Origin of the sequence: Pseudomonas sp. TH31, assembly GCF_016650815.1 — a bacterium.
Taxonomy (GTDB): Bacteria; Pseudomonadota; Gammaproteobacteria; order Pseudomonadales; family Pseudomonadaceae; genus Aquipseudomonas.
Map to the genome: position 1 here is coordinate 609,266 of NZ_JAEKEZ010000029.1, position 18,231 is coordinate 627,496.

Sequence of the window (18,231 nt, forward strand, 5' to 3'; positions counted from 1 at the left end):
TGGGTCTGGTGATATCGATGTTGGATAGGCTGCCGTCTTCGCGAGCAGGCTCGCTCCCACAGCGGCTTTGCGTCAGGCCTTGGCGTCGAGGCAGGTCGCTTCGATCTTGCAGCGATAGCTGTCTTTGCGATCGCCGCTGGCGGTGACCTTGTCGATCGACCAGCGACCGCGCATGAAGTCCGGCCAGGTGGGGTCCAGCAGTACGATGCCTTCGGCGGACAATTGCGGATTGCCAGGGCAGTCGATCTTCACCTTGAGCGCTTCGCGCATCATCCGGCGGGTTTCACCTTCGGCGGCGGCCTTGGCGTCGTCGGCACTCTGATAGCGTTGACGCAGGGTCTTGAACGGCGCGATCCCGCTCTGCTCCTCGCGCACTTTTCCAGCCGCCGCGTCCCACCACGTGGTCTTGCACCCCTGGTATTTCGCCCGGGCGGTTTCATCCAGGATGGCGGAGATAAAGGCGTTATCACCTGGGCGATTATTGGTCGTCACCGACAGTTTGATGGTGGGCAGCACTTTGCCCGACAACGACTTCGCCTGCCCTTTTCGCGCCAACACATACAGCTCGTTGACTGGCTTGGCGACGGCGTCATGGATCCAGGCCAACCGGGTCAGGAAACCCATATCGGTTTCGTTGGACTGATCGATGTGCGCGATTTTCATCAGCGACAGCTCCGGGGCTACACGAGGAGAAAAGCCGTGCCTGGATGTCAATTCACGAAATAGCGCGCCCAAGGTCGTCGGACCATGACTGACTGATCGGCGCTGCTTGAAACCGGTCTGGTCCGCCGCACTGAACGGCGCCGCCATGGCCACCAGCGTCAGTCGCAGGGGAAATAACGTCGGCGTCAGCCGGGTAATGACGAACTGGCCTTTATCCACCAGCCCAGACTCCAGATAACCGACCTGCAGGCCAATTTTTCCACCCAGGCTGGGTAGCCCTTCAAGCCCTTCCAGACTGATCGTAAGGGTCAGTTGATCGGACTCGATCCCCGCCGCATCGACGTGCGTCCAGGAAAGCAATCGTTCGTTGAGCAGCGCAGCATTTGCGCCGTAAATTTCCACCGAAGGAGTGAAACCCAGTGACATGCAGCCTCCTTAATCCCAGGCCGAAACCGGTGTGGGTGCAACGGGTTTTGAATCCACTTCCGGCAGCACAACCCACACCCCCGCCGGTAATACCGGGGCATATTCAGCCAACCCCGGATTGAGACGCCAAAGCGCTGCCTCGACGGCATCGTCACAACGCTCCAGCTCGCGGTACAGCAACAGATTCACTGAATCACCAGCAATACTCCGAACCCTACGCATTGGCGAACTCCGTCAAATCGATGATCCAATCGACCACCATCGCAGTGCCGTCATCAATGATGAAGGACTGGGTTTCCGACACATTGGTTATTTGCCACAAGCCCCAATTGCGGCCGATGCCGTCAACCAGGGGCAACGGGATGCGCAAGGCCTGCAACGTACGCAGCTCATCAAGCCGATCCATGGCGGTCGCGTACATCGACTTGCCGGTTATCTTCAGTACTTGCAGGCCTTGGCCAACCTGACTGGACTTGGGTTTACTGGTAAGGATGTCGATGCTCTTCCAGCCGCCATCCGACGTGTGAACCAAGTTGTTGTAAGCGAAGTTTCTGGACAGCCCGAAGATGAAACTGCCCAAGGCCATTTGCTGACGCATCACGTACCTCCGTCGGTCAGGGCCGCATCACTGCGCATCGCGAGTGAGTCGGGCATGGACATGAGTCCGAATTGGCTGGAAATCTGTTGCGCGACCAGATTGGCCAACTGAGTGGCACTGGCTTGATCCTGACCGTTGATGTAGATGTTCGCGTTAACCGTATTTTGTTGGTTGCTCGTCTGGGCACTGCTGAGATCCTTTGCGACCTCACCCGGAGCGGCAAGTTGATCAGTAGGTGCGGCGAGCTTTTCACCCAACCACTCCCCTCCCCAACTCCCCGCCATACCACCCAGCAAACCACCAATCACGCCACCAACCGCCGTACCCAAAACAGGCACCACGCTGCCGATCATGGCGCCGGCAGCCGCGCCAGCATAAGTACCGGCGAGCCCACCACCGGCATTGCCCAATGCCCCACCGACGGCCTTGGTATCGCCCTCGCGCAGCCCTTTGACGAGATCGTAACCAGCGCTGAGCAGCCCCAGCGGCGCGATGCGTTTAGTGACCGCCGAGCCCATTCTGGCCGCACCCAGCAAGCGGCTCTTGGTCGACATGGGTGCCAGACTGGCAACGCTTCCGGGGACGGGGTTGATCGCGGCTTTTCTCGCGGTCGTGACTTTTCCGGTCCTGGCGCCTCGAGGTGATTTTTTGCCCTTACGCCCGCTGCCCTTGGCGGTGCCCATCGGATCACCGGCCTCGGGAATCTGTCGCGCACCGGCCAGAACCAGAAGCTTTGTTGCCGCAGCAGTGATGGCTGACGCCATCGCGACTTTGATTTCGGCGCCGCGCGCCAAGGCGATAGCCCCTGCGAGCAGCAGCAATCCCGCGGTGGTTTTGGGTTGTGCTTCAGCAACGCCGCTCAAGCCATTGGCCAACGCGCGGAGCGATACCATTAAGCCATCAGTCAATGGTGCCAGGGCATTACCACCCGCGGCGAACATCCGGTTTTTACTCGCATCCAGCGCATTCCAGCGCCCTTGGGAGGTTTCTCCTAGTGCTTCGGCGGTTTGCGCGACGGAGCCTGCGAACTTCGGCAACGCCCCGTCTTTAGTTCTCTCGGACACCTGCAGAAAAGTTTTTGGACATCCTCCGGTTTTTTCAGCAACTCAAGAGTTGCCCCGTTATCGTCGAACAGAGTCTTCGTCAGCGACTGCTGTTCTGGCTCAGGTTTTTTCTTCAGTGCTTCAAGCACCAGGTTAATCGTTCCCAATGGATCCGTGCGCAGGCCGTCGGCCACCATCGTGGGATTGAATCGGGAGTCCAGTTCTGTCCAGGCCTTGCGTTGCTCCGGTGAAGCCGCATCCCCCTTGGCCAACCCCGAGGTGAAACTTTTCAACGCCACACCGGCACCGGCCTTGTCTGCGCCGCTATTGAGGAACGCCGCAGCGAGAGCCGCCACCTGTTCAGGCGTCAAGCCCGAGGCGATGCCAGCTTCGCCACTTTGCTGCACCACCGAGCCAATATCGGCCGCTTTGACATTCAGGCCACTGTTGCCAAGATGGTTGGTCGCATCCGCCAGGCTCAGGCTTTGTCCCCTATCGAGCTTCATCGCCGTGCGCCAGCCCAGCAGCATCTCACTGGCGGCCTTGACGTCGAGACCGAATGCCGACGCCGTCACCGCACTATCGCGGGTGAAATTTAGTAGATCGTCCTGCTTTTTGACCGGGTCGGGCCCGCCCCCGATACCCGCTTTTGCCGCCGCCAACTCAACCTGGGCCAGTTGAACTACGGTTGCCCCACTTGGAGCAACTTGCTTGTCGCTGGCCACTATCTGGTTGGCTTGCGACAGTTTCTGAAGCTGAATATTGTCCAGCTTCAGCACCTGATTGAGCTCAACCATCGCCAACTCGGAGGCCATCGCAGACTTGAGCAAATCTGGCGGTGCACGCTGATCCACCTCGGCGTTGAGCTTTGACTTTGGCTCACTGCTAGCAGCAGGCACCGAAGTATTCGCCTTGAGCAACGACTGCTGCGACGCCAGGGCACCGTTCAGCGATGCCAACGTTTCTCGCAGCTTTTCCTGCTCAACCACCAATAGGCGAATGTCGAGGCTGGCGGTAGTCAGCGCCAGGTTCAGTTCCAAGAAAGGTTCATTGGAGCTGGCAAGCCCCGGCGTTGCAGACGCACTGCCGAGTTGCGGTCGCTCAATGCGATTTATCTGCGCATCGGGCGGCGAATACTTACTCTCTGCCATCCCGCTTTACTCCTGTTTCACGCCAAGGCGAGTGATCGCGATGTCGTAGCGGCGCAAGGCCTTGCCGACGTCCCATTCCAGAATTTCCGCTTCATTTACCAGGTAAATGAGCGGCACCACATCGAGGATTACTTCGATGTCGCGCTCCGAAAGAAGTCCGCCGGTTTGTTTAAAAAATCGTCGATGCGTACCTGAAGCTGTGTCCAGTCGGGCACGGTCAACAGGTCCAGATCGGGCAGCATCAGCCCGGTGCAATGGGCGGTGATGAACTCGGCGCGTTCTTTGGCCGTTTTAAGCTTTTTCATCGCTTTGGTGGCGCGCAGCACTGGCATTTCCAGGGTCAGCGCGGTCAGGCTGCGGCCCCCGCTTTGAGCGGTTGCAGCAGTTGCACTTGATCGGGGTCGCTCGCTGTTTCGCCAGCTTCGGCGTCCTGTGCCAGGAAGTACGAGGCCGGGCGAGTCGACATTTCGTGCACGTACTGCGCGATGCTCACGTAGTCCGGGCGTTTGAGCTGATCCAGTTCCTTGACCGACAGGCCGGTGGCCAGTTTGGCCAGTTCGAAGAACTGATCGTCCTCATCGTCGCCGGCACGGGCCAGGGCTTCTTTCTGCGCGGCGTAAAACAGCGGTTTGAGTTGGATCTGCTCGATCTGCGACTGGTCGTCGGCGGCGATCGGCGACAGCAAGACGTGAACGGGAGGCGTCCAGGACATGAATGAATTCCTTGGTGGATCGTGGGGAGGTGTTGCGTAATGCCGGTTAGCGAATGCAGATCTGAGGGCTGGCAAAGACCCTGTAGGAGCGAGCTTGCTCGCGATGGCGGCAGGTCAGTCAACATCAATGCTGGATGTGCCGGCCTCTTCGCGAGCAGGCTCGCTCCCACATGGATCGCATTTAACTGGCGAGTGTTGCGGGGTTTACGGCAGCAACACGGCGCGGCGCGCATCACCGAGGATGTCGACGCCGTTGAGCATGAACTTCTGGGTGCGCACGTCGATGTCGATCACCGGGATGCCGTTTTCGAGACGGTTGTAGGTGCGGCAGGTGAGTTCAAGCGTGGTAATCGGCTTATCGGCCATCTTGACCGCCGATTCGCTCAAGGACTTCAGCTTGCCGCCAACGGTGTGGTAGGTGAACCAGGTATTGCCGTCCTGATCCTGACCGGCTTCGCGCACGTTCAGCAGAATGTCGTCACCCAGTTTTACACCCAGGGCCAGCATGACTTCCGGGCCCATGCCTTGCAGCATCAATGTGGCTGTCAACACAGAGGCACTTTTGACCATGTCCTCGCCGATAAAACGCCCGCCCGTCATCGTTTCCATTGCGAAGTCGATCTTTGGCGGGGCGAAACTTTCCACCGTCGCCGACAACGGCAGGCCCTGCAGGGTGGCCGCGATGGCCTGTCTTACACGGTTGGTAAACATTAGAGAACATCCTCCAGGAACTGCTCGATGATTTCATCGCGGGCGTTGAGTTGGTAAACCATGTGTTCGTTCGGCGCGTAACGGCCGTAGTCGATGACGATGAACCAGGTGCCGTTCTTGTACTTCTCGACACTGTTCAATTCCGGGTGCAGGTACACGCTGCCGCCAGGGATGGTTTCATCGGCGACCAGGGTTTGCAGCCAGTCGTTGATGCGCTTGACCTCCTGGTCCATGAACGACTTGGTCAGGTTCTTGGCCATGGCTTTCTGGCCGGCTTTCACCAGCTTGCGGCTGATCGCATCTTCCAGGCCGACGTAGCTGATGAACTTGCCGGTGATCGAACGGTTACCCAACAGCGAGAAGCCGCCGAGGACAGTACGGGCGTAGTAGCTGATGCCGTAGCGGTTGAGCAGATCACCTTCGGTGGAGGTGTCGAGGATGTTGTATTCCACGACCCGCGACACGTCCTCGGCGTAGGTCACCTGGTTGCCCGGCTCTCCCACTGCTTGACCTTGGCCAGTGCCGCGATGGCCAGGCTCGATGGTGCCAGGAACACGTTTTTCTTCGCCGCCTTGGAGTACACCGCCGGCATGTTGTGCACCAGCAGGCAACGGTCGAAACCGAGGTCATCGCCGCCCAGGTCCTTGCTGTACGTCACTTGATCAGCGACCGCGGCGTCCTTGCCGTCGAGCACTACGCGAGCCTTGATGCGCTTGCCGAACGAAGCGAATTCGCTGGCCACCGCCTTGGTGCCGGTGAAGCCCGGTGCACCAATGATGGTCAGGTCTTCCGGCACACCGCTCAGCGCGGCCAGGCCCAGTTTGCGGCCGGTCACCGGCTCGACACCGCCGATCACGTTGTTCGCGGTGTCCGCCGGGGTCGTGCCCTCTTCGACGATGACCACGTAAACCGGGACCTTCACCACTTTCAGGATCTGGTACACCGCCTGGTACAACGTGCCCGACTCGGCGCCGGTCGGATCGAGCAGCCCCTGAGTGGTGAAGCTGTTGATGCGGAACGGCGAATTGCGCGGAATCAGTGGATCGGCATTCGGCGCAGTGCCAACCAGGCCAATGACGTTGTCACCCAGGCCACCCATGGCCTCGGGGGATTCAGTGGCATTGACGGTGATGCCGTTGTGCTCGAAGTTCAAAACCTCAGCCATGTTATTCAGCCTTCTTGGCAGCGGCCTGTTCGGCCGGGGTGGATGTGGATTTCAGCGCCAGGCGACCGGCGCTGAGCAGTGCGTTGGCTTCGACGTCGAGCAGGTCGAGCTCCTGGCCAGCGGTTGACCAGTGGCCACGTCCAACGGGGAACGGGACGAGGACGGTGTAGGTTTGGCGTTCTGCCATTTGGGTTTCTCCAGAGACGAAAAAGCCCCTTTTTTAGGAAGGGGCTGTTGGGTGTTGATTGGCGGATAAGAAAACGCCCCGGCGGTGCGTTTATTGGGTGTGTTCGGACATCCAGGACGGAGCCGCAGGGCGGTGCTCGCTCAATGGAAACTCTCCAGCTTCCGGCCAATTTCGAAGCGTACGGCGATAGGTTTGCAGCTCCGCGTACTGCGTCGTAGAAAGTGTGGTTGCGACACCTTCCTCTTGTTCGTCACGGTGTCGCACAACCAGTGAGTCAGTTCCCGCCAACTGGACATCTCGCCAAATTCGCTCGTTGTCTGCCAGCTCTTCAGCAGACAACGGTGGTGGATCGACCAATATTGGGTAACCATCAGATTGACGTGCAGCTACCTTCTTGGGGCTGACCGATAGGCCATGAAGGATGTCCTGCCAATATCCCAAAGGAACCTCCAAAACATCATCCGGAATATCTTCGCCATTAAGGCTAGGTTGATAAGCGCCACAGGTACTCGGACTGAAAAAAATCACTTGATCACTCATTTAATACCCCACTGCACGCCAATGCACAGCCCAGTTAACGCCCGGCTGGCCGGCCAGATTTTTTATTTTTAAAGTGCACCCCTGCTTCGTTTGACTTCCCGAGGCCAGAATGACGACAGCAATGTCACCGCCTTCATGGTTACCGACTATTGAACTGAACCCGACAGGAAAAGAAATGGGAAACGTGACATAAACATTCCCACTGGCATCCGCTTGACCTATCCCCCACTGGTCCAGCATTCCACTAGGATTTGCTTGATACCCGCTAGCCTTTAGACTCGATTTGAATAGTGGTGAATATTTGAGTGCTGCATCCCCTGTATCCAGGCTCCAGCCTGGGGCAAGCAGTAAACGTCTAAAGACAGCCATCGTTTGTGCCGCGATTGGAAGAAACCCCTGCGTACCGTTTTGAGTACCAAGCGTTTCACTGCTCCTGGTTTTTACAGTAACTCCAGCGGTACTGAAAATGGTGACTAGGCCCCCTGGGGGTACTGTTGTCCAATCAGGAAGCGTCGCAGTAGCGGGCACTGTGAAGATAGTAAGCTTGCCTATATCTGAAACAGTAAGTTGCTTGTCACCATCGTAATTGGTTTGCCCTGCATAGCTGCCCAGTGCCCGCTGTACATACTCGGTGGTCGCCAATGTTGTGTCATTGCTAAACACATCCGGCGTTGGAGCTTTAGGCCGATCAATGAATACAGGCGAAGCAAGAGGAGCAAATCCGTTGCTGACATTCTGAAATGCCAGATTGGTCGCCCCCAGCACAATCAAGCCATCCGTGACTAGTTGCCACCGCGTATCTGCCTGCGAGCCCCCTCTTCGACTGAAACAATCAGGCCGGAAGTAACTTTCAAACCGGTATCGGCATCCTTGGCACGAACCCATACATCGTCAAAAGCAATATAGATACCGTTATCTTTTGCTAAAGTCTGGTTCTTGACCAACACCCGATCGCCAGAAACAACAGCAACACCATCAATAGTTTGTGCGTTGCTTAAAACGATATTCGCAGTGGTCGCAACTCGAGCCGACTGCTTTGTGTCCAGCTTCGCGAGTTCGTCAGCGACATAATTCGTCACCCACGCACGAGTCGCTTTGACCACCGTGTCATCGATCAACAGCGTCACCAACGCCGCATTACTGGTCTCGAAAATCGAGCGAATGTAGAACTCCTTTCCCGAACCTGACGTCGCCAACACAGGTTTAAACGACTCCGGATATTTAACGATGGCGTACAAAATCCCGGTATCAGTCCAGATCCCGGCCTCCCGCACATACCACCCGCCAACATCCGGCGGAATGGTCACTTCAGCCAGCAACCAGCTCGGGTTTTTTTCATCCTGGAACAATGCATTGAGCGGCCCGCGCCACACTTCGCGCTTGAGCGCAGTGTCGGTCGCCGCCGGGTTGTAAACCGCACCGGCGCCGTCACCGACGGAAATCTGTGACAACTTGATCGGCAGGCCCGCCGCTTTGCAGGCAGTTTCGTAGGCAATCCCCGCGTTGGTGAGCAGGGTGTAATAGTCGGCCATTTAGGACCCCTGAGGATAAATAGTGGAGGTTTCGACGGCATAGAGCCCGGCGGCCATAAAGACCTGGCCCGAGGCTTCAAGCCCTTCGATGACAATCGGGTACACCGTGGTCAGTTCGCCGCACAGGGTGGCGGCGCCGATAACGTGACTGCCGAAGGCGCTCAGGCCCACAGAGATGATCAAGGTGTCGCGTTCGCTTTTGGCGTCGGCCAGGCGTCGATCAAGACGCGCATCGATGTCTTCGCTGTAGGGCTGCTCGGTGAAGGCCCTGACGGAAAAACTGTAAGGTTGGCCGGGCGGTGTTTGCTCGTACCAGGCGAGCACTTCGGGTTGCAGTTGCAAGCCTTTGGCAGCGTTCTCCAGTGCCTTTCGAGTACCGGCCTGCCGGGCGGTGGGCCAGGCGAGCTCTACCGTCAAACGCTTTTCAGCTTCACCAGCCTCCGAACTCCACTCGCTGACCCCGCGATCCGCACCGAGGTACGGCAGGAACGACAGCGGTGTTGAGGCGGGGTTCATCAGTTCGGGAAATGGCGGATCGATGCGATCAAGCATTCGACCGAAACCAAGATCAAGCGCCCTTTCCAGCGCTGAACTGTTGGCCGGCAACAGGCTAGGACGAGGTGTGTCGTTACTCATAACGTATCCACCTCGACCTCGACGTCCGTGCAGTACGGGGCCTGGAAAGCCGTGGTCACAATCGGCACCAGCGGCTCAAGGATTTGCAGTTGAACCGCGCCGGCACTGTGCAGCGTGTAGTCGATCCAGCTCGGGTCGACCCGCCCTTCCAGCCGATGACAAGCATCGGCATACGCCTGTAACTGCTGTTGCGCGGCGACTTTGGTCAGCCCCGAATCCGGGCCAGCGTTGATCTTCGCCACCACGCGGATTTTGTAGTTCTTGATTTGCGCGCCTTGCACCGTGACGTGATCGGTTTCCGGGCATACATCCGGTCGTGCAAAGTGCTGGCGAACACCATCGAGCAACGCGGCGGCCGGCGTGCCATCGCCCTCCCTTGCAAGCACCGTGACCATCACTTCACCCGGCGCCGTACGACGTCCGTTGCCATCCTTGACCTGCGCCGCGAAGCCGTCCGGGTCGAAGGTGTAGATGACTGTCACCACACCCGCAGCGGCGCTTTCCACTTTCACCGCTGGCCGTTCGCCGAGGGTGAACACCTCCCGGCGATACTGCATCCGCGAACCGGCTGCCGGTGCATGCGGCGCCAGGTAGTAGCGCAACCGGGCGTCATCGTCGCTTTCGAAAACCGGCGGGATGGATGGGTACGCCGCCGGGTCGCCCGGGTCCAGCAACTGACGCTCAAGCCCCATGTCCGCCAGGCGAGCATCGAGGTTGCTGCCCGTGGCCCACCAGGCCAGCATCTGCTTGATGCGGGCGTTGTATTTGCGTTCGTGGGTTTGCAACCGCACACAAAAGGCCTCGAGGGCCAGGGTCAGCAACTCGCTTTGGTTTTCCAGGCTGACCACAAGCTTTGCCGCACTCTCGGGGGAGCGGGCGCCAACGTAGTCCACGACGAAGGTCTTGAACTCTGCGAGCAGGTCCTCAAACACCTCGACGGTGACAATCGAAGGTTCGGCCAATTGATTCTGGCCAGGTATCAACATACTCATGCCACCACCTCAAAGGTTTGTTGGCGGTTTTTCCAGGTACCGGCGAAGCGCAACAACAAACCGGCACCGTGTCGACTGGCCACAATGACCTGGGGCTCAAAATCGTCGATGCCGTTGTGCCTGTTGTAGAACGCTTGGGCGGCGTGGCTTTGCGCAAGGATCAGCAGATCGTCGCCGAGGTTCTGCCCCAGCAGCTCAGTGATTTGGCAGCCATACAAAGGACGCTTCTGACGGGTGCCCAAGGGCGTCGTCAGCGCCCGGGTCGCACGCTGCACAAACTGCAGCCAGTCGTCGACCGTTGCTCCGGTGTCTCTATCGATTCCGATCATGGGAAAACTCTTTATGCCGGACTGATGACGCGGCCCTGGTGATCCACCACCGGGCCGCTCAGGTGCACACCGGACGCGTCGAGCAGCAAGCCGACCGCGCCCAGTTGCAAGGTGATCGCCTGGGGCGTCATGGCCAGTCGGGCGGGGCCGATGCTCAGCTCCAGCGATTCGCGAGAACCGGAGAATGCCGCCGGGCCGTTCGTCCAGTGCAAGACATGGCTGGCGTCGTCGTAGCTGCTTTCCGTGCCGTCCTGATAGAGGCGACGCGTCAGCGAAGCCTGTGTCGAGACCGGCGGAAATTGACCGCCGTTAAGGCCGAACAGCGCCACCGACTGGCCGCCGCCCTCGCCGCCGCCATGGTTCAGCAGCAGGCATTGCTCGCCCACGGAAGGGATCCGCGACTCGCTCTGTGCCCCGGCGCTAGGGTTAAAAAAACGGATCGCCGGGGTCAGCAATTCACCATGGCTGACCTTGCAGGTGTTGCTGGCTGCATCGACCTGTTGGCACACGCCGATGCGACAAAAGCTGTCGGCGCGCCGATACAGGTCTTCAAGCTCGGTCTCCATCTGCGCCAGTCGTTCGATGATCGGGCCCAGTTGCATACGTAGCAGCGCGTCAAACATGGCTAGCCCTCGAGTGCGGTGTATTGATCCGGGTCGTCGATGTTCGACACTTCCCAGGTACGGGCGAATTTCGGGATCCCGGTCGGGTCCTCCAGCAGCAGCGGCCCGAGGTACAGCGTCTGGGTGAATGAAACGGTCCAGGCGTTGTATTGCCGTGTATTGCGGATGAACGTGGAGGCGATGCCATCAATGTCCATCGGCAGGTCACATTGATCACCCGGCAGCTTCCAGCGGTTGTCGGTGACGAGGTTTTTCAAGTCACTGGCCAGGTCGCAAGTGACCAACCCCGCAGAGGGCAACACGGCTTGCAGCGACACGGTCAGGACATGGGCGATGCGTCCGCTATTGGCACGCTCGCCTGGCGCATCGTGTTCGATCGTAATCAGTACCTGGGGCGAATCGCCGGTGCTGTCGAAGTCTTGAGGACTGCCGACCTTCACGCTGGGAATGGCGATGCGCAATGCTTCGGCAATAGCGGAAACAAGCTGCGAAGGTTTTTCGATGACAACGGGCATTAGTGACCTCCTGTGCCGCCGTTTTATTGTTGATCCGGACGCGGCGGGACGTCACAGACACCGATGCGCTTCGCAGCCCAGCGTTCGTAAAGCCCGATGGCCACATCCGCCCCAGCCATCGCCGTAAGGCAGCCAAACGCACACGCGGTCCAGATCGACACGCCAGCGGCGTACAGCAACATGATGGCGGAGACCCCGCAGATCACGCAGGCCCCGGAGCGCAATGCCAGGCGCCGCAACAGCGCCCAGCCTCGGGCGCCTTCCTTGTCGGCCCGCCACATTTCGCCGGATACCCCGCCCACCAGGGCGAGGACGATGACCAGCCAGATCGGCATGTCCGCTAACGCTTGTTGCTCGTTTGTCATGTCACGCCTCCTGGGGGTGATTGATGAGTGGTATGTAGTGGATTCAAACGTTGTCTCTTGAGGTAGGCATTCCAAAAAGCCCGGCGCTTGGCCGGGCTTTTCAGTAATGCGGTCCTTTGCCTTCCTTTCGTCCTGTGTACAAAAAAGGAAGCTGACTTTTCGGCGCTACTGGCGCGGTACGAGCCCATTCAAATTGTTTTTCCGACCGCGGTCCCTGCCCGCCGGATAACTGCTTCTGGTGCTTTACGCTGCACACCCGGTCAGTTGCCAACCCTCTGAACCGTTGAGGCCGGTTCATCGCTGCCTTTGTGGTGGAACTAAAGAGCTTCGTTTCGAGCCGCTTTGTTGAGCGGCTTGGGACAAAGAATATGCGTTGATGCATATACAGTCAATGCATAAATGCATTTATTTATGCACTTGCAATGCACATCCGCATAAAAGCCCCGCAGGCATTGGCGCGGATGGTTTTATGCAGGCGAAAAAAAACCCGCCGAGGGGCGGGTTTTAGCGGACGGCGGTAAGGTTAGCGGGCGTACATGCCCCACCAGAAGACGTGACCGAGGATGACAATCTGCTCTTCCTGGATTTCCTGGAAGGTGTAGTCCTCATCCGGATGCTCATCGCGATTGAAGCTGCGCAGACGGATGCCGGTCGGCAGGCGATAAAGCTGTTTCACCCGCAACTGGCCGTTATGGTTGATGGCGTACAAGTCACCATCGACGATGTCGCCAATCGCGCATTTGCCGGCATTCACGCCGACGGTGGCGCCGTCGCGCAGGACCGGCAACATGCTGTTGCCGCGCACTGTCACGCATTTGGCCTGGTCGAACTGCACCCCGTTGTGACGCAGACTGCGCTTGCCGAAGCGCAAGCTGGAGCGCTCGCTTTCTTCGATGACGAATCTTCCTGATCCTGCAGCCAATTCAACCTCGCGAAGAAAGGGAACCGACACCTCGTCATCATCGACCGGGGTATCGTCGTCCCACAAGCTTATGTCCTTGAGTTCGGAATGTAGTTGATCGCGCGCGCCAGCGGCAGCCGGCGCGACATCTGCGCGCCCGCGCAACTGATCGGTGCTCACGCAGAAGTACTCGGCAATCTTCGAGATGTGTTTATCCGAAGGATCGACGATCTTCCCGCTGAGGATCCGCGAGAGTGTGGATTGAGGCACGCCGGTGCGACGGTGAAGCTCCGTGGGGGAGATCCCGTGCTGATCGAGCAGTGCTCTTAAGACGGTAGATACGTTGCGTTTTTGCATAACGCGAATAGTGCTTGATCTTTTTTCTGGAAGCAAATGCATAAACGCATAAAACGCATGAAACGCGAATAAAAAGCAGACATGTGCCGCAAGCCTTTGATGCCTGCGTCCGGCGGACCGCTCATGTTAACCTTGCGCCCATCGCGGAAAAGCCGGGCCGATGCCCCTCCTTTGCCCTACACCTTTCAACGAGTTTTCCTGATTTCCAATGAATAAAGCTATCTCCGATCTGTCCTCGCACACGCCGATGATGCAGCAATACTGGCGCCTGAAGAACCAGCACCCTGACCAGCTGATGTTCTACCGCATGGGTGACTTCTACGAGATCTTCTATGAAGACGCGAAGAAGGCCGCCAAGTTGCTGGACATCACGCTGACCGCCCGCGGGCAGTCGGCTGGTCAGGCGATTCCGATGTGTGGGATTCCTTACCACGCAGCCGAAGGTTACCTGGCCAAACTGGTCAAGCTCGGCGAGTCGGTGGTGATCTGTGAGCAGGTCGGCGACCCGGCCACCAGCAAGGGACCAGTGGATCGTCAGGTGGTGCGGATCATCACGCCGGGTACTGTCAGCGATGAAGCGCTGCTGGATGAGCGTCGGGACAACTTGATCGCGGCGGTGCTGGGTGACGAGCGTCTGTTCGGTCTGGCGGTGCTGGACATCACCAGCGGCAACTTCAGCGTGCTGGAAATCAAAGGCTGGGAAAACCTGCTGGCGGAACTGGAGCGGGTCAACCCGGTAGAGCTGATGATCCCGGATGACTGGCCAAAGGATCTGCCGGCGGAAAAACGCCGTGGGGTTCGTCGTCGTGCGCCGTGGGATTTCGAGCGTGATACGGCGCTCAAAAGTCTCTGCCAGCAGTTTTCCACCCAGGACCTTAAAGGCTTCGGCTGCGAGAACCTGACCCTGGCCATCGGCGCCGCCGGCTGCCTGCTCAGCTACGCCAAGGAAACCCAGCGCACCGCCCTGCCGCACTTGCGCAGCCTGCGTCATGAACGTCTGGACGACACCGTGGTGCTGGACGGCGCGAGCCGTCGCAACCTGGAACTCGACACCAACCTGGCCGGCGGTCGCGAAAACACCCTGCAATCGGTGGTTGATCGCTGCCAGACCGCCATGGGCAGCCGTTTGCTGACCCGTTGGTTGAACCGTCCACTGCGGGACTTGACCGTGTTGCTCGCGCGTCAGACTTCGATCACCTGCCTGCTCGACGGCTACCGCTTCGAGAAGCTGCAACCACAGCTCAAGGAAATCGGCGACATCGAGCGGATTCTGGCGCGGATCGGTCTGCGCAATGCCCGTCCTCGTGACTTGGCGCGTCTGCGCGACGCCCTCGGTGCACTACCCGAGCTGCAAGTGGCGATGACCGAGCTGGAAGCCCCGCACATCATTCAACTGGCGGCGACCACCAGCACCTACCCGGAACTGGCGGCGTTGCTGGAAAAAGCCATTGTTGACAACCCGCCGGCCGTCATCCGTGACGGCGGCGTGTTGAAAACCGGTTACGACGCCGAGCTGGACGACCTGCAATCGCTCAGCGAAAACGCCGGGCAGTTCCTGATCGACCTCGAAGCCCGCGAGAAGGCCCGCACGGGCCTGTCGCACCTGAAAGTCGGCTACAACCGTATTCACGGTTACTTCATCGAGTTGCCAAGCAAGCAGGCCGAGTCCGCGCCGGCAGACTATATCCGTCGCCAGACGCTCAAAGGCGCCGAGCGTTTCATCACACCGGAGCTGAAGGCGTTCGAAGACAAGGCATTGTCGGCCAAGAGCCGCGCGCTGGCCCGCGAGAAGATGCTCTATGAAGCGCTGCTCGAAGACCTCATTTCGCAACTGCCGCCGTTGCAGGACACCGCCGCCGCACTGGCCGAGCTGGACGTGTTGAGCAACCTCGCCGAACGTGCGCTGAACCTCGACCTGAACTGCCCGCGCTTCGTCAGCGAGCCTTGCATGCGTATCAGTCAGGGTCGTCACCCGGTGGTCGAGCAAGTGCTGAGCACGCCGTTCGTGGCCAACGACCTGAGCCTTGATGACAACACCCGCATGCTGGTGATCACTGGTCCGAACATGGGCGGTAAATCCACCTACATGCGCCAGACCGCGTTGATCGTATTGCTGGCGCACATCGGCAGCTTCGTGCCGGCGGCCAGTTGTGAATTGTCCCTGGTGGACCGGATCTTTACCCGGATAGGTTCCAGTGATGACTTGGCCGGTGGCCGTTCGACCTTCATGGTCGAGATGAGTGAAACCGCGAATATCCTGCACAACGCCACCGAACGCAGCCTGGTGCTGATGGACGAAGTCGGACGCGGCACCAGCACGTTCGATGGTTTGTCCCTGGCATGGGCCGCCGCCGAGCGTCTGGCGTATCTACGCGCCTACACGCTGTTCGCCACCCACTACTTCGAATTGACCGTACTGCCGGAAGCCCAGCCGCTGGTGGCCAACGTGCACCTCAACGCGACCGAGCACAACGAACGCATCGTGTTCCTGCACCACGTACTGCCTGGCCCGGCCAGCCAGAGCTACGGCCTGGCGGTTGCGCAACTGGCCGGTGTACCGAGTGAAGTGATCGTGCGTGCCCGCGAGCACCTGGGCCGACTGGAAGCCACTGCCCTGCCGCACGAAGTGCCCAAGGCAGTCAAAGGCAAGCCGGCCGCACCGCAGCAGAGCGACATGTTCGCCAGCCTGCCGCATCCGGTGCTCGATGAACTGGCTAAACTGGATCTGGACGATATGAGCCCGCGACGCGCGCTGGAAATGCTCTATACACTAAAGACACGGATCTAACGCACTTGCGTGCAAGCTGTTAGAATCTCGCGCGGTTTGGGATGCTGCTGGCTAATAGCCTGGCCAGCAGACTATCGCTCCCGAACCTGGCGACCCCAACGTGAAGGGGCTCCGCTGCCGCCGCCTGAGGAGAAAATTAGAAATGACCTTCGTCGTCACCGACAACTGCATCAAGTGCAAGTACACCGACTGCGTAGAAGTCTGTCCGGTGGACTGCTTTTACGAAGGCCCGAACTTCCTGGTGATTCACCCGGATGAGTGCATCGACTGCGCACTGTGCGAACCAGAATGCCCGGCCGTGGCCATCTTCTCCGAGGATGAAGTCCCGGAAGAGATGCAGGAATTCATTCAACTGAACGTTGATCTGGCCGAAATCTGGCCGAACATCACCGAGAAGAAAGAATCGATGCCTGATGCCGAAGAGTGGGATGGCGTCAAAGGCAAGATCAAAGACCTCGAACGCTGATTACCCCGCGTTCTTGAAAAAGGCCCCTTGCGGGCCTTTTTTTGTTTTTTACGATCTTTATTTTTTCAAGGCAAAAAAAGGGGCGGTTTGACCCGCCCACATTTTTTCCCTATTCCCTGTATTCCTTTTCATCGTCCTGATGAACCGCGTCCTGCGATGTCCTTTCCCCTCTTCTTGAAGGGTGTGTCGATCCGTCGACACACCCCAGATACTAGAGAATTCCCCGGCAAGAGCAATCGGCTCCTGACGCTGAAACTCACTGTCACATGCCATTAATAAATTTAAATACCTATACAAATCAGCTATTTAAATTAATCTCACAATTCAAATAGACGACTACCAACCTGTAAAAATAGCGAACACTTACGAAAGAGTAAGCCAAGTCTTACAGCGTGAGACTACAAACCTGAGTTGGTGTCCCGCACTTCTCCCAGGCAACAAAAAGCCCCGAACCAGTCGGGGCTTTTTGGTGCCATTGAGTGAGGGCTTTATTGAAACAGCGACTCGCTCGACAGGCCGTTCTTCTCGAGAATCTCCCGAAGGCGTTTGAGCCCTTCAACCTGGATTTGCCTGACCCGCTCCCGGGTCAGGCCGATTTCCAGGCCTACATCTTCAAGCGTGCTGCTCTCGTGACCGCGCAGGCCGAAGCGGCGAATCACCACCTCACGCTGCTTGTCGGTCAGCTCCGAGAGCCACTGATCGATGCTCTGGGACAGGTCATCGTCCTGCAACAGTTCGCATGGATCGGTTGGACGATCGTCGGTAAGGGTGTCCAGCAGGGTTTTATCCGAATCCGGACCCAGCGAGACGTCGACCGAAGAAACCCGTTCGTTCAGGCCCAGCATGCGCTTGACCTCGCCCACCGGTTTTTCCAGCAGGTTGGCGATTTCTTCGGGTGAAGGTTCGTGATCGAGTTTTTGCGTCAGCTCCCGTGCAGCCCGCAGGTACACGTTGAGCTCTTTGACCACATGGATCGGCAACCGGATGGTCCGGGTCTGATTCATGATCGCGCGCTCGATGGTCTGACGAATCCACCAGGTTGCGTAGGTCGAAAAGCGGAAGCCGCGCTCAGGGTCGAACTTTTCCACTGCCCGGATCAGCCCGAGGTTGCCCTCTTCGATCAGGTCCAGCAGCGACAAGCCACGATTGACGTAACGTCGGGCGATTTTCACCACCAGCCGCAGGTTGCTTTCAATCATGCGTTTGCGCCCGGCCGGATCGCCACTTTGCGACAGGCGCGCAAAATGAACTTCTTCTTCCGGAGAGAGCAGCGGGGAAAAGCCGATTTCATTGAGATACAGCTGCGTGGCATCAAGTGCCCGCGTGTAGTCGATGTACTTGTGTTGCTTTAGCGAAGCGGAGTGTTTGGATTTGGCGCGAACGGAAGGTGGAGCAGCCCCTTCATCATTCGACATCGAATCCGTAGCGATGCCGGTCTCCATAAGGAGAACCTCATCGTCGATGTCAAACTCCGGCACTTCTTTACTGAGAGCCATTGTTATAGTCCTTTGGTGAGTTCGACCTCAAGCTC

General features: G+C 58.6%; 19 protein-coding genes and 3 pseudogenes. 2 read left to right on the forward strand and 20 right to left on the reverse strand.

The window, feature by feature from the left end; all coding sequences use genetic code 11:
• Window positions 1-72 precede the first annotated feature (72 nt).
• The 19 genes and pseudogenes from JFV26_RS22290 to JFV26_RS22375 form a co-directional block, all read right to left on the reverse strand.
• Window positions 73-1,089, reverse strand: coding sequence for a phage late control D family protein (locus JFV26_RS22290; RefSeq protein WP_201195465.1), 1,017 nt, complete (start codon window positions 1,087-1,089; stop codon window positions 73-75).
• Between the two features lie 9 nt (window positions 1,090-1,098).
• Complete coding sequence (locus JFV26_RS22295; protein ID WP_201195467.1) at window positions 1,099-1,311, reverse strand: tail protein X; 213 nt, start codon at window positions 1,309-1,311, stop codon at window positions 1,099-1,101.
• The gene (locus JFV26_RS22300) at window positions 1,304-1,687 is read right to left on the reverse strand and encodes a phage tail protein (RefSeq protein ID WP_201195469.1); all 384 of its coding nucleotides are present in this window, start codon (window positions 1,685-1,687) and stop codon (window positions 1,304-1,306) included. Before JFV26_RS22300 ends, JFV26_RS22295 begins: the two co-directional genes overlap by 8 nt.
• Window positions 1,687-2,724, reverse strand: coding sequence for a hypothetical protein (locus JFV26_RS22305; RefSeq protein ID WP_201195470.1), 1,038 nt, complete (start codon window positions 2,722-2,724; stop codon window positions 1,687-1,689). Before JFV26_RS22305 ends, JFV26_RS22300 begins: the two co-directional genes overlap by 1 nt.
• On the reverse strand, window positions 2,679-3,881 hold the full coding sequence (locus JFV26_RS22310) for a phage tail tape measure protein (RefSeq protein ID WP_201195472.1): 1,203 nt from the start codon (window positions 3,879-3,881) through the stop codon (window positions 2,679-2,681). The genes JFV26_RS22305 and JFV26_RS22310 overlap by 46 nt, the downstream gene beginning before the upstream one ends.
• Before the next feature lie 128 nt (window positions 3,882-4,009).
• Window positions 4,010-4,593: pseudogene (locus JFV26_RS22315) on the reverse strand (phage tail assembly protein).
• A gap of 204 nt (window positions 4,594-4,797) precedes the next feature.
• Window positions 4,798-5,304 carry a phage major tail tube protein gene (locus JFV26_RS22320; protein ID WP_201195473.1) on the reverse strand — a complete coding sequence of 169 codons (507 nt, stop codon included), beginning with the start codon at window positions 5,302-5,304 and terminating at the stop codon, window positions 4,798-4,800.
• Window positions 5,304-6,469 (reverse strand): annotated as a pseudogene (locus JFV26_RS22325) (phage tail protein). Before JFV26_RS22325 ends, JFV26_RS22320 begins: the two are co-directional and overlap by 1 nt.
• 1 nt (window position 6,470) lies before the next feature.
• Window positions 6,471-6,656: a hypothetical protein gene (locus JFV26_RS22330; protein WP_201195474.1), complete on the reverse strand. Its 186-nt coding sequence runs from the start codon at window positions 6,654-6,656 to the stop codon at window positions 6,471-6,473.
• 90 nt (window positions 6,657-6,746) lie between these two features.
• Complete coding sequence (locus JFV26_RS22335) at window positions 6,747-7,196, reverse strand: phage tail assembly chaperone (protein ID WP_201195475.1); 450 nt, start codon at window positions 7,194-7,196, stop codon at window positions 6,747-6,749.
• A complete protein-coding gene (locus tag JFV26_RS35025) occupies window positions 7,197-7,565 on the reverse strand; it encodes a gp53-like domain-containing protein (protein WP_446739943.1) in 369 nt (122 codons plus the stop codon).
• A gap of 366 nt (window positions 7,566-7,931) precedes the next feature.
• Window positions 7,932-8,728: pseudogene (locus JFV26_RS33735) on the reverse strand (phage tail protein); the annotation flags it as partial.
• Window positions 8,729-9,364, reverse strand: coding sequence for a phage tail protein I (locus tag JFV26_RS22345; protein ID WP_201195476.1), 636 nt, complete (start codon window positions 9,362-9,364; stop codon window positions 8,729-8,731).
• Entirely contained in the window at window positions 9,361-10,356 is a 996-nt protein-coding gene (locus JFV26_RS22350) for a baseplate J/gp47 family protein (RefSeq protein WP_201195477.1), read from the reverse strand. Before JFV26_RS22350 ends, JFV26_RS22345 begins: the two co-directional genes overlap by 4 nt.
• Complete coding sequence (locus JFV26_RS22355) at window positions 10,353-10,685, reverse strand: phage baseplate protein (protein WP_201195478.1); 333 nt, start codon at window positions 10,683-10,685, stop codon at window positions 10,353-10,355. The genes JFV26_RS22350 and JFV26_RS22355 overlap by 4 nt, the downstream gene beginning before the upstream one ends.
• Window positions 10,686-10,696: 11 nt before the next feature.
• On the reverse strand, window positions 10,697-11,308 hold the full coding sequence (locus tag JFV26_RS22360) for a phage baseplate assembly protein V (protein WP_201195480.1): 612 nt from the start codon (window positions 11,306-11,308) through the stop codon (window positions 10,697-10,699).
• 2 nt (window positions 11,309-11,310) lie between these two features.
• On the reverse strand, window positions 11,311-11,823 hold the full coding sequence (locus JFV26_RS22365) for a hypothetical protein (RefSeq protein ID WP_201195482.1): 513 nt from the start codon (window positions 11,821-11,823) through the stop codon (window positions 11,311-11,313).
• Window positions 11,824-11,846: 23 nt separating this feature from the next.
• Window positions 11,847-12,188 (reverse strand): phage holin family protein, encoded by a 342-nt coding sequence (locus tag JFV26_RS22370; RefSeq protein ID WP_201195483.1) that lies wholly within the window; start codon window positions 12,186-12,188, stop codon window positions 11,847-11,849.
• Window positions 12,189-12,711: 523 nt separating this feature from the next.
• On the reverse strand, window positions 12,712-13,446 hold the full coding sequence (locus tag JFV26_RS22375) for a LexA family transcriptional regulator (RefSeq protein ID WP_201195484.1): 735 nt from the start codon (window positions 13,444-13,446) through the stop codon (window positions 12,712-12,714).
• Window positions 13,447-13,666: 220 nt separating this feature from the next.
• On the opposite strand from JFV26_RS22375, the gene mutS reads away from it, so the two are divergent.
• Window positions 13,667-16,234 carry a DNA mismatch repair protein MutS gene (gene mutS / locus JFV26_RS22380; protein WP_201195879.1) on the forward strand — a complete coding sequence of 856 codons (2,568 nt, stop codon included), beginning with the start codon at window positions 13,667-13,669 and terminating at the stop codon, window positions 16,232-16,234.
• 142 nt (window positions 16,235-16,376) lie between these two features.
• Window positions 16,377-16,700: a ferredoxin FdxA gene (gene fdxA / locus JFV26_RS22385; RefSeq protein WP_201195485.1), complete on the forward strand. Its 324-nt coding sequence runs from the start codon at window positions 16,377-16,379 to the stop codon at window positions 16,698-16,700.
• 488 nt (window positions 16,701-17,188) lie between these two features.
• Here the strand turns inward: fdxA and rpoS are convergent, their stop codons facing one another.
• Window positions 17,189-18,196, reverse strand: a complete 1,008-nt coding sequence (rpoS, locus tag JFV26_RS22390; RefSeq protein ID WP_054047143.1) for an RNA polymerase sigma factor RpoS — start codon at window positions 18,194-18,196, stop codon at window positions 17,189-17,191.
• Window positions 18,197-18,231 lie beyond the last annotated feature (35 nt).

Excerpts from the sequence above, each read along its gene's own strand:
- JFV26_RS22290 (WP_201195465.1), bottom strand. The coding sequence starts at position 1,089 with ATGTCACTGGGTTTCACTCCTTCGGTGGAAATTTACGGCGCAAATGCT.
- JFV26_RS22295 (WP_201195467.1), bottom strand. The coding sequence starts at position 1,311 with ATGCGTAGGGTTCGGAGTATTGCTGGTGATTCAGTGAATCTGTTGCTG.
- JFV26_RS22300 (WP_201195469.1), bottom strand. The coding sequence starts at position 1,687 with ATGCGTCAGCAAATGGCCTTGGGCAGTTTCATCTTCGGGCTGTCCAGA.
- JFV26_RS22310 (WP_201195472.1), bottom strand. The coding sequence starts at position 3,881 with ATGGCAGAGAGTAAGTATTCGCCGCCCGATGCGCAGATAAATCGCATT.
- JFV26_RS22320 (WP_201195473.1), bottom strand. The coding sequence starts at position 5,304 with ATGTTTACCAACCGTGTAAGACAGGCCATCGCGGCCACCCTGCAGGGC.
- JFV26_RS22330 (WP_201195474.1), bottom strand. The coding sequence starts at position 6,656 with ATGGCAGAACGCCAAACCTACACCGTCCTCGTCCCGTTCCCCGTTGGA.
- JFV26_RS22335 (WP_201195475.1), bottom strand. The coding sequence starts at position 7,196 with ATGAGTGATCAAGTGATTTTTTTCAGTCCGAGTACCTGTGGCGCTTAT.
- JFV26_RS35025 (WP_446739943.1), bottom strand. The coding sequence starts at position 7,565 with ATGGCTGTCTTTAGACGTTTACTGCTTGCCCCAGGCTGGAGCCTGGAT.
- JFV26_RS22345 (WP_201195476.1), bottom strand. The coding sequence starts at position 9,364 with ATGAGTAACGACACACCTCGTCCTAGCCTGTTGCCGGCCAACAGTTCA.
- JFV26_RS22350 (WP_201195477.1), bottom strand. The coding sequence starts at position 10,356 with ATGAGTATGTTGATACCTGGCCAGAATCAATTGGCCGAACCTTCGATT.
- JFV26_RS22355 (WP_201195478.1), bottom strand. The coding sequence starts at position 10,685 with ATGATCGGAATCGATAGAGACACCGGAGCAACGGTCGACGACTGGCTG.
- JFV26_RS22360 (WP_201195480.1), bottom strand. The coding sequence starts at position 11,308 with ATGTTTGACGCGCTGCTACGTATGCAACTGGGCCCGATCATCGAACGA.
- JFV26_RS22365 (WP_201195482.1), bottom strand. The coding sequence starts at position 11,823 with ATGCCCGTTGTCATCGAAAAACCTTCGCAGCTTGTTTCCGCTATTGCC.
- JFV26_RS22370 (WP_201195483.1), bottom strand. The coding sequence starts at position 12,188 with ATGACAAACGAGCAACAAGCGTTAGCGGACATGCCGATCTGGCTGGTC.
- JFV26_RS22375 (WP_201195484.1), bottom strand. The coding sequence starts at position 13,446 with ATGCAAAAACGCAACGTATCTACCGTCTTAAGAGCACTGCTCGATCAG.
- fdxA (WP_201195485.1), top strand. The coding sequence starts at position 16,377 with ATGACCTTCGTCGTCACCGACAACTGCATCAAGTGCAAGTACACCGAC.
- rpoS (WP_054047143.1), bottom strand. The coding sequence starts at position 18,196 with ATGGCTCTCAGTAAAGAAGTGCCGGAGTTTGACATCGACGATGAGGTT.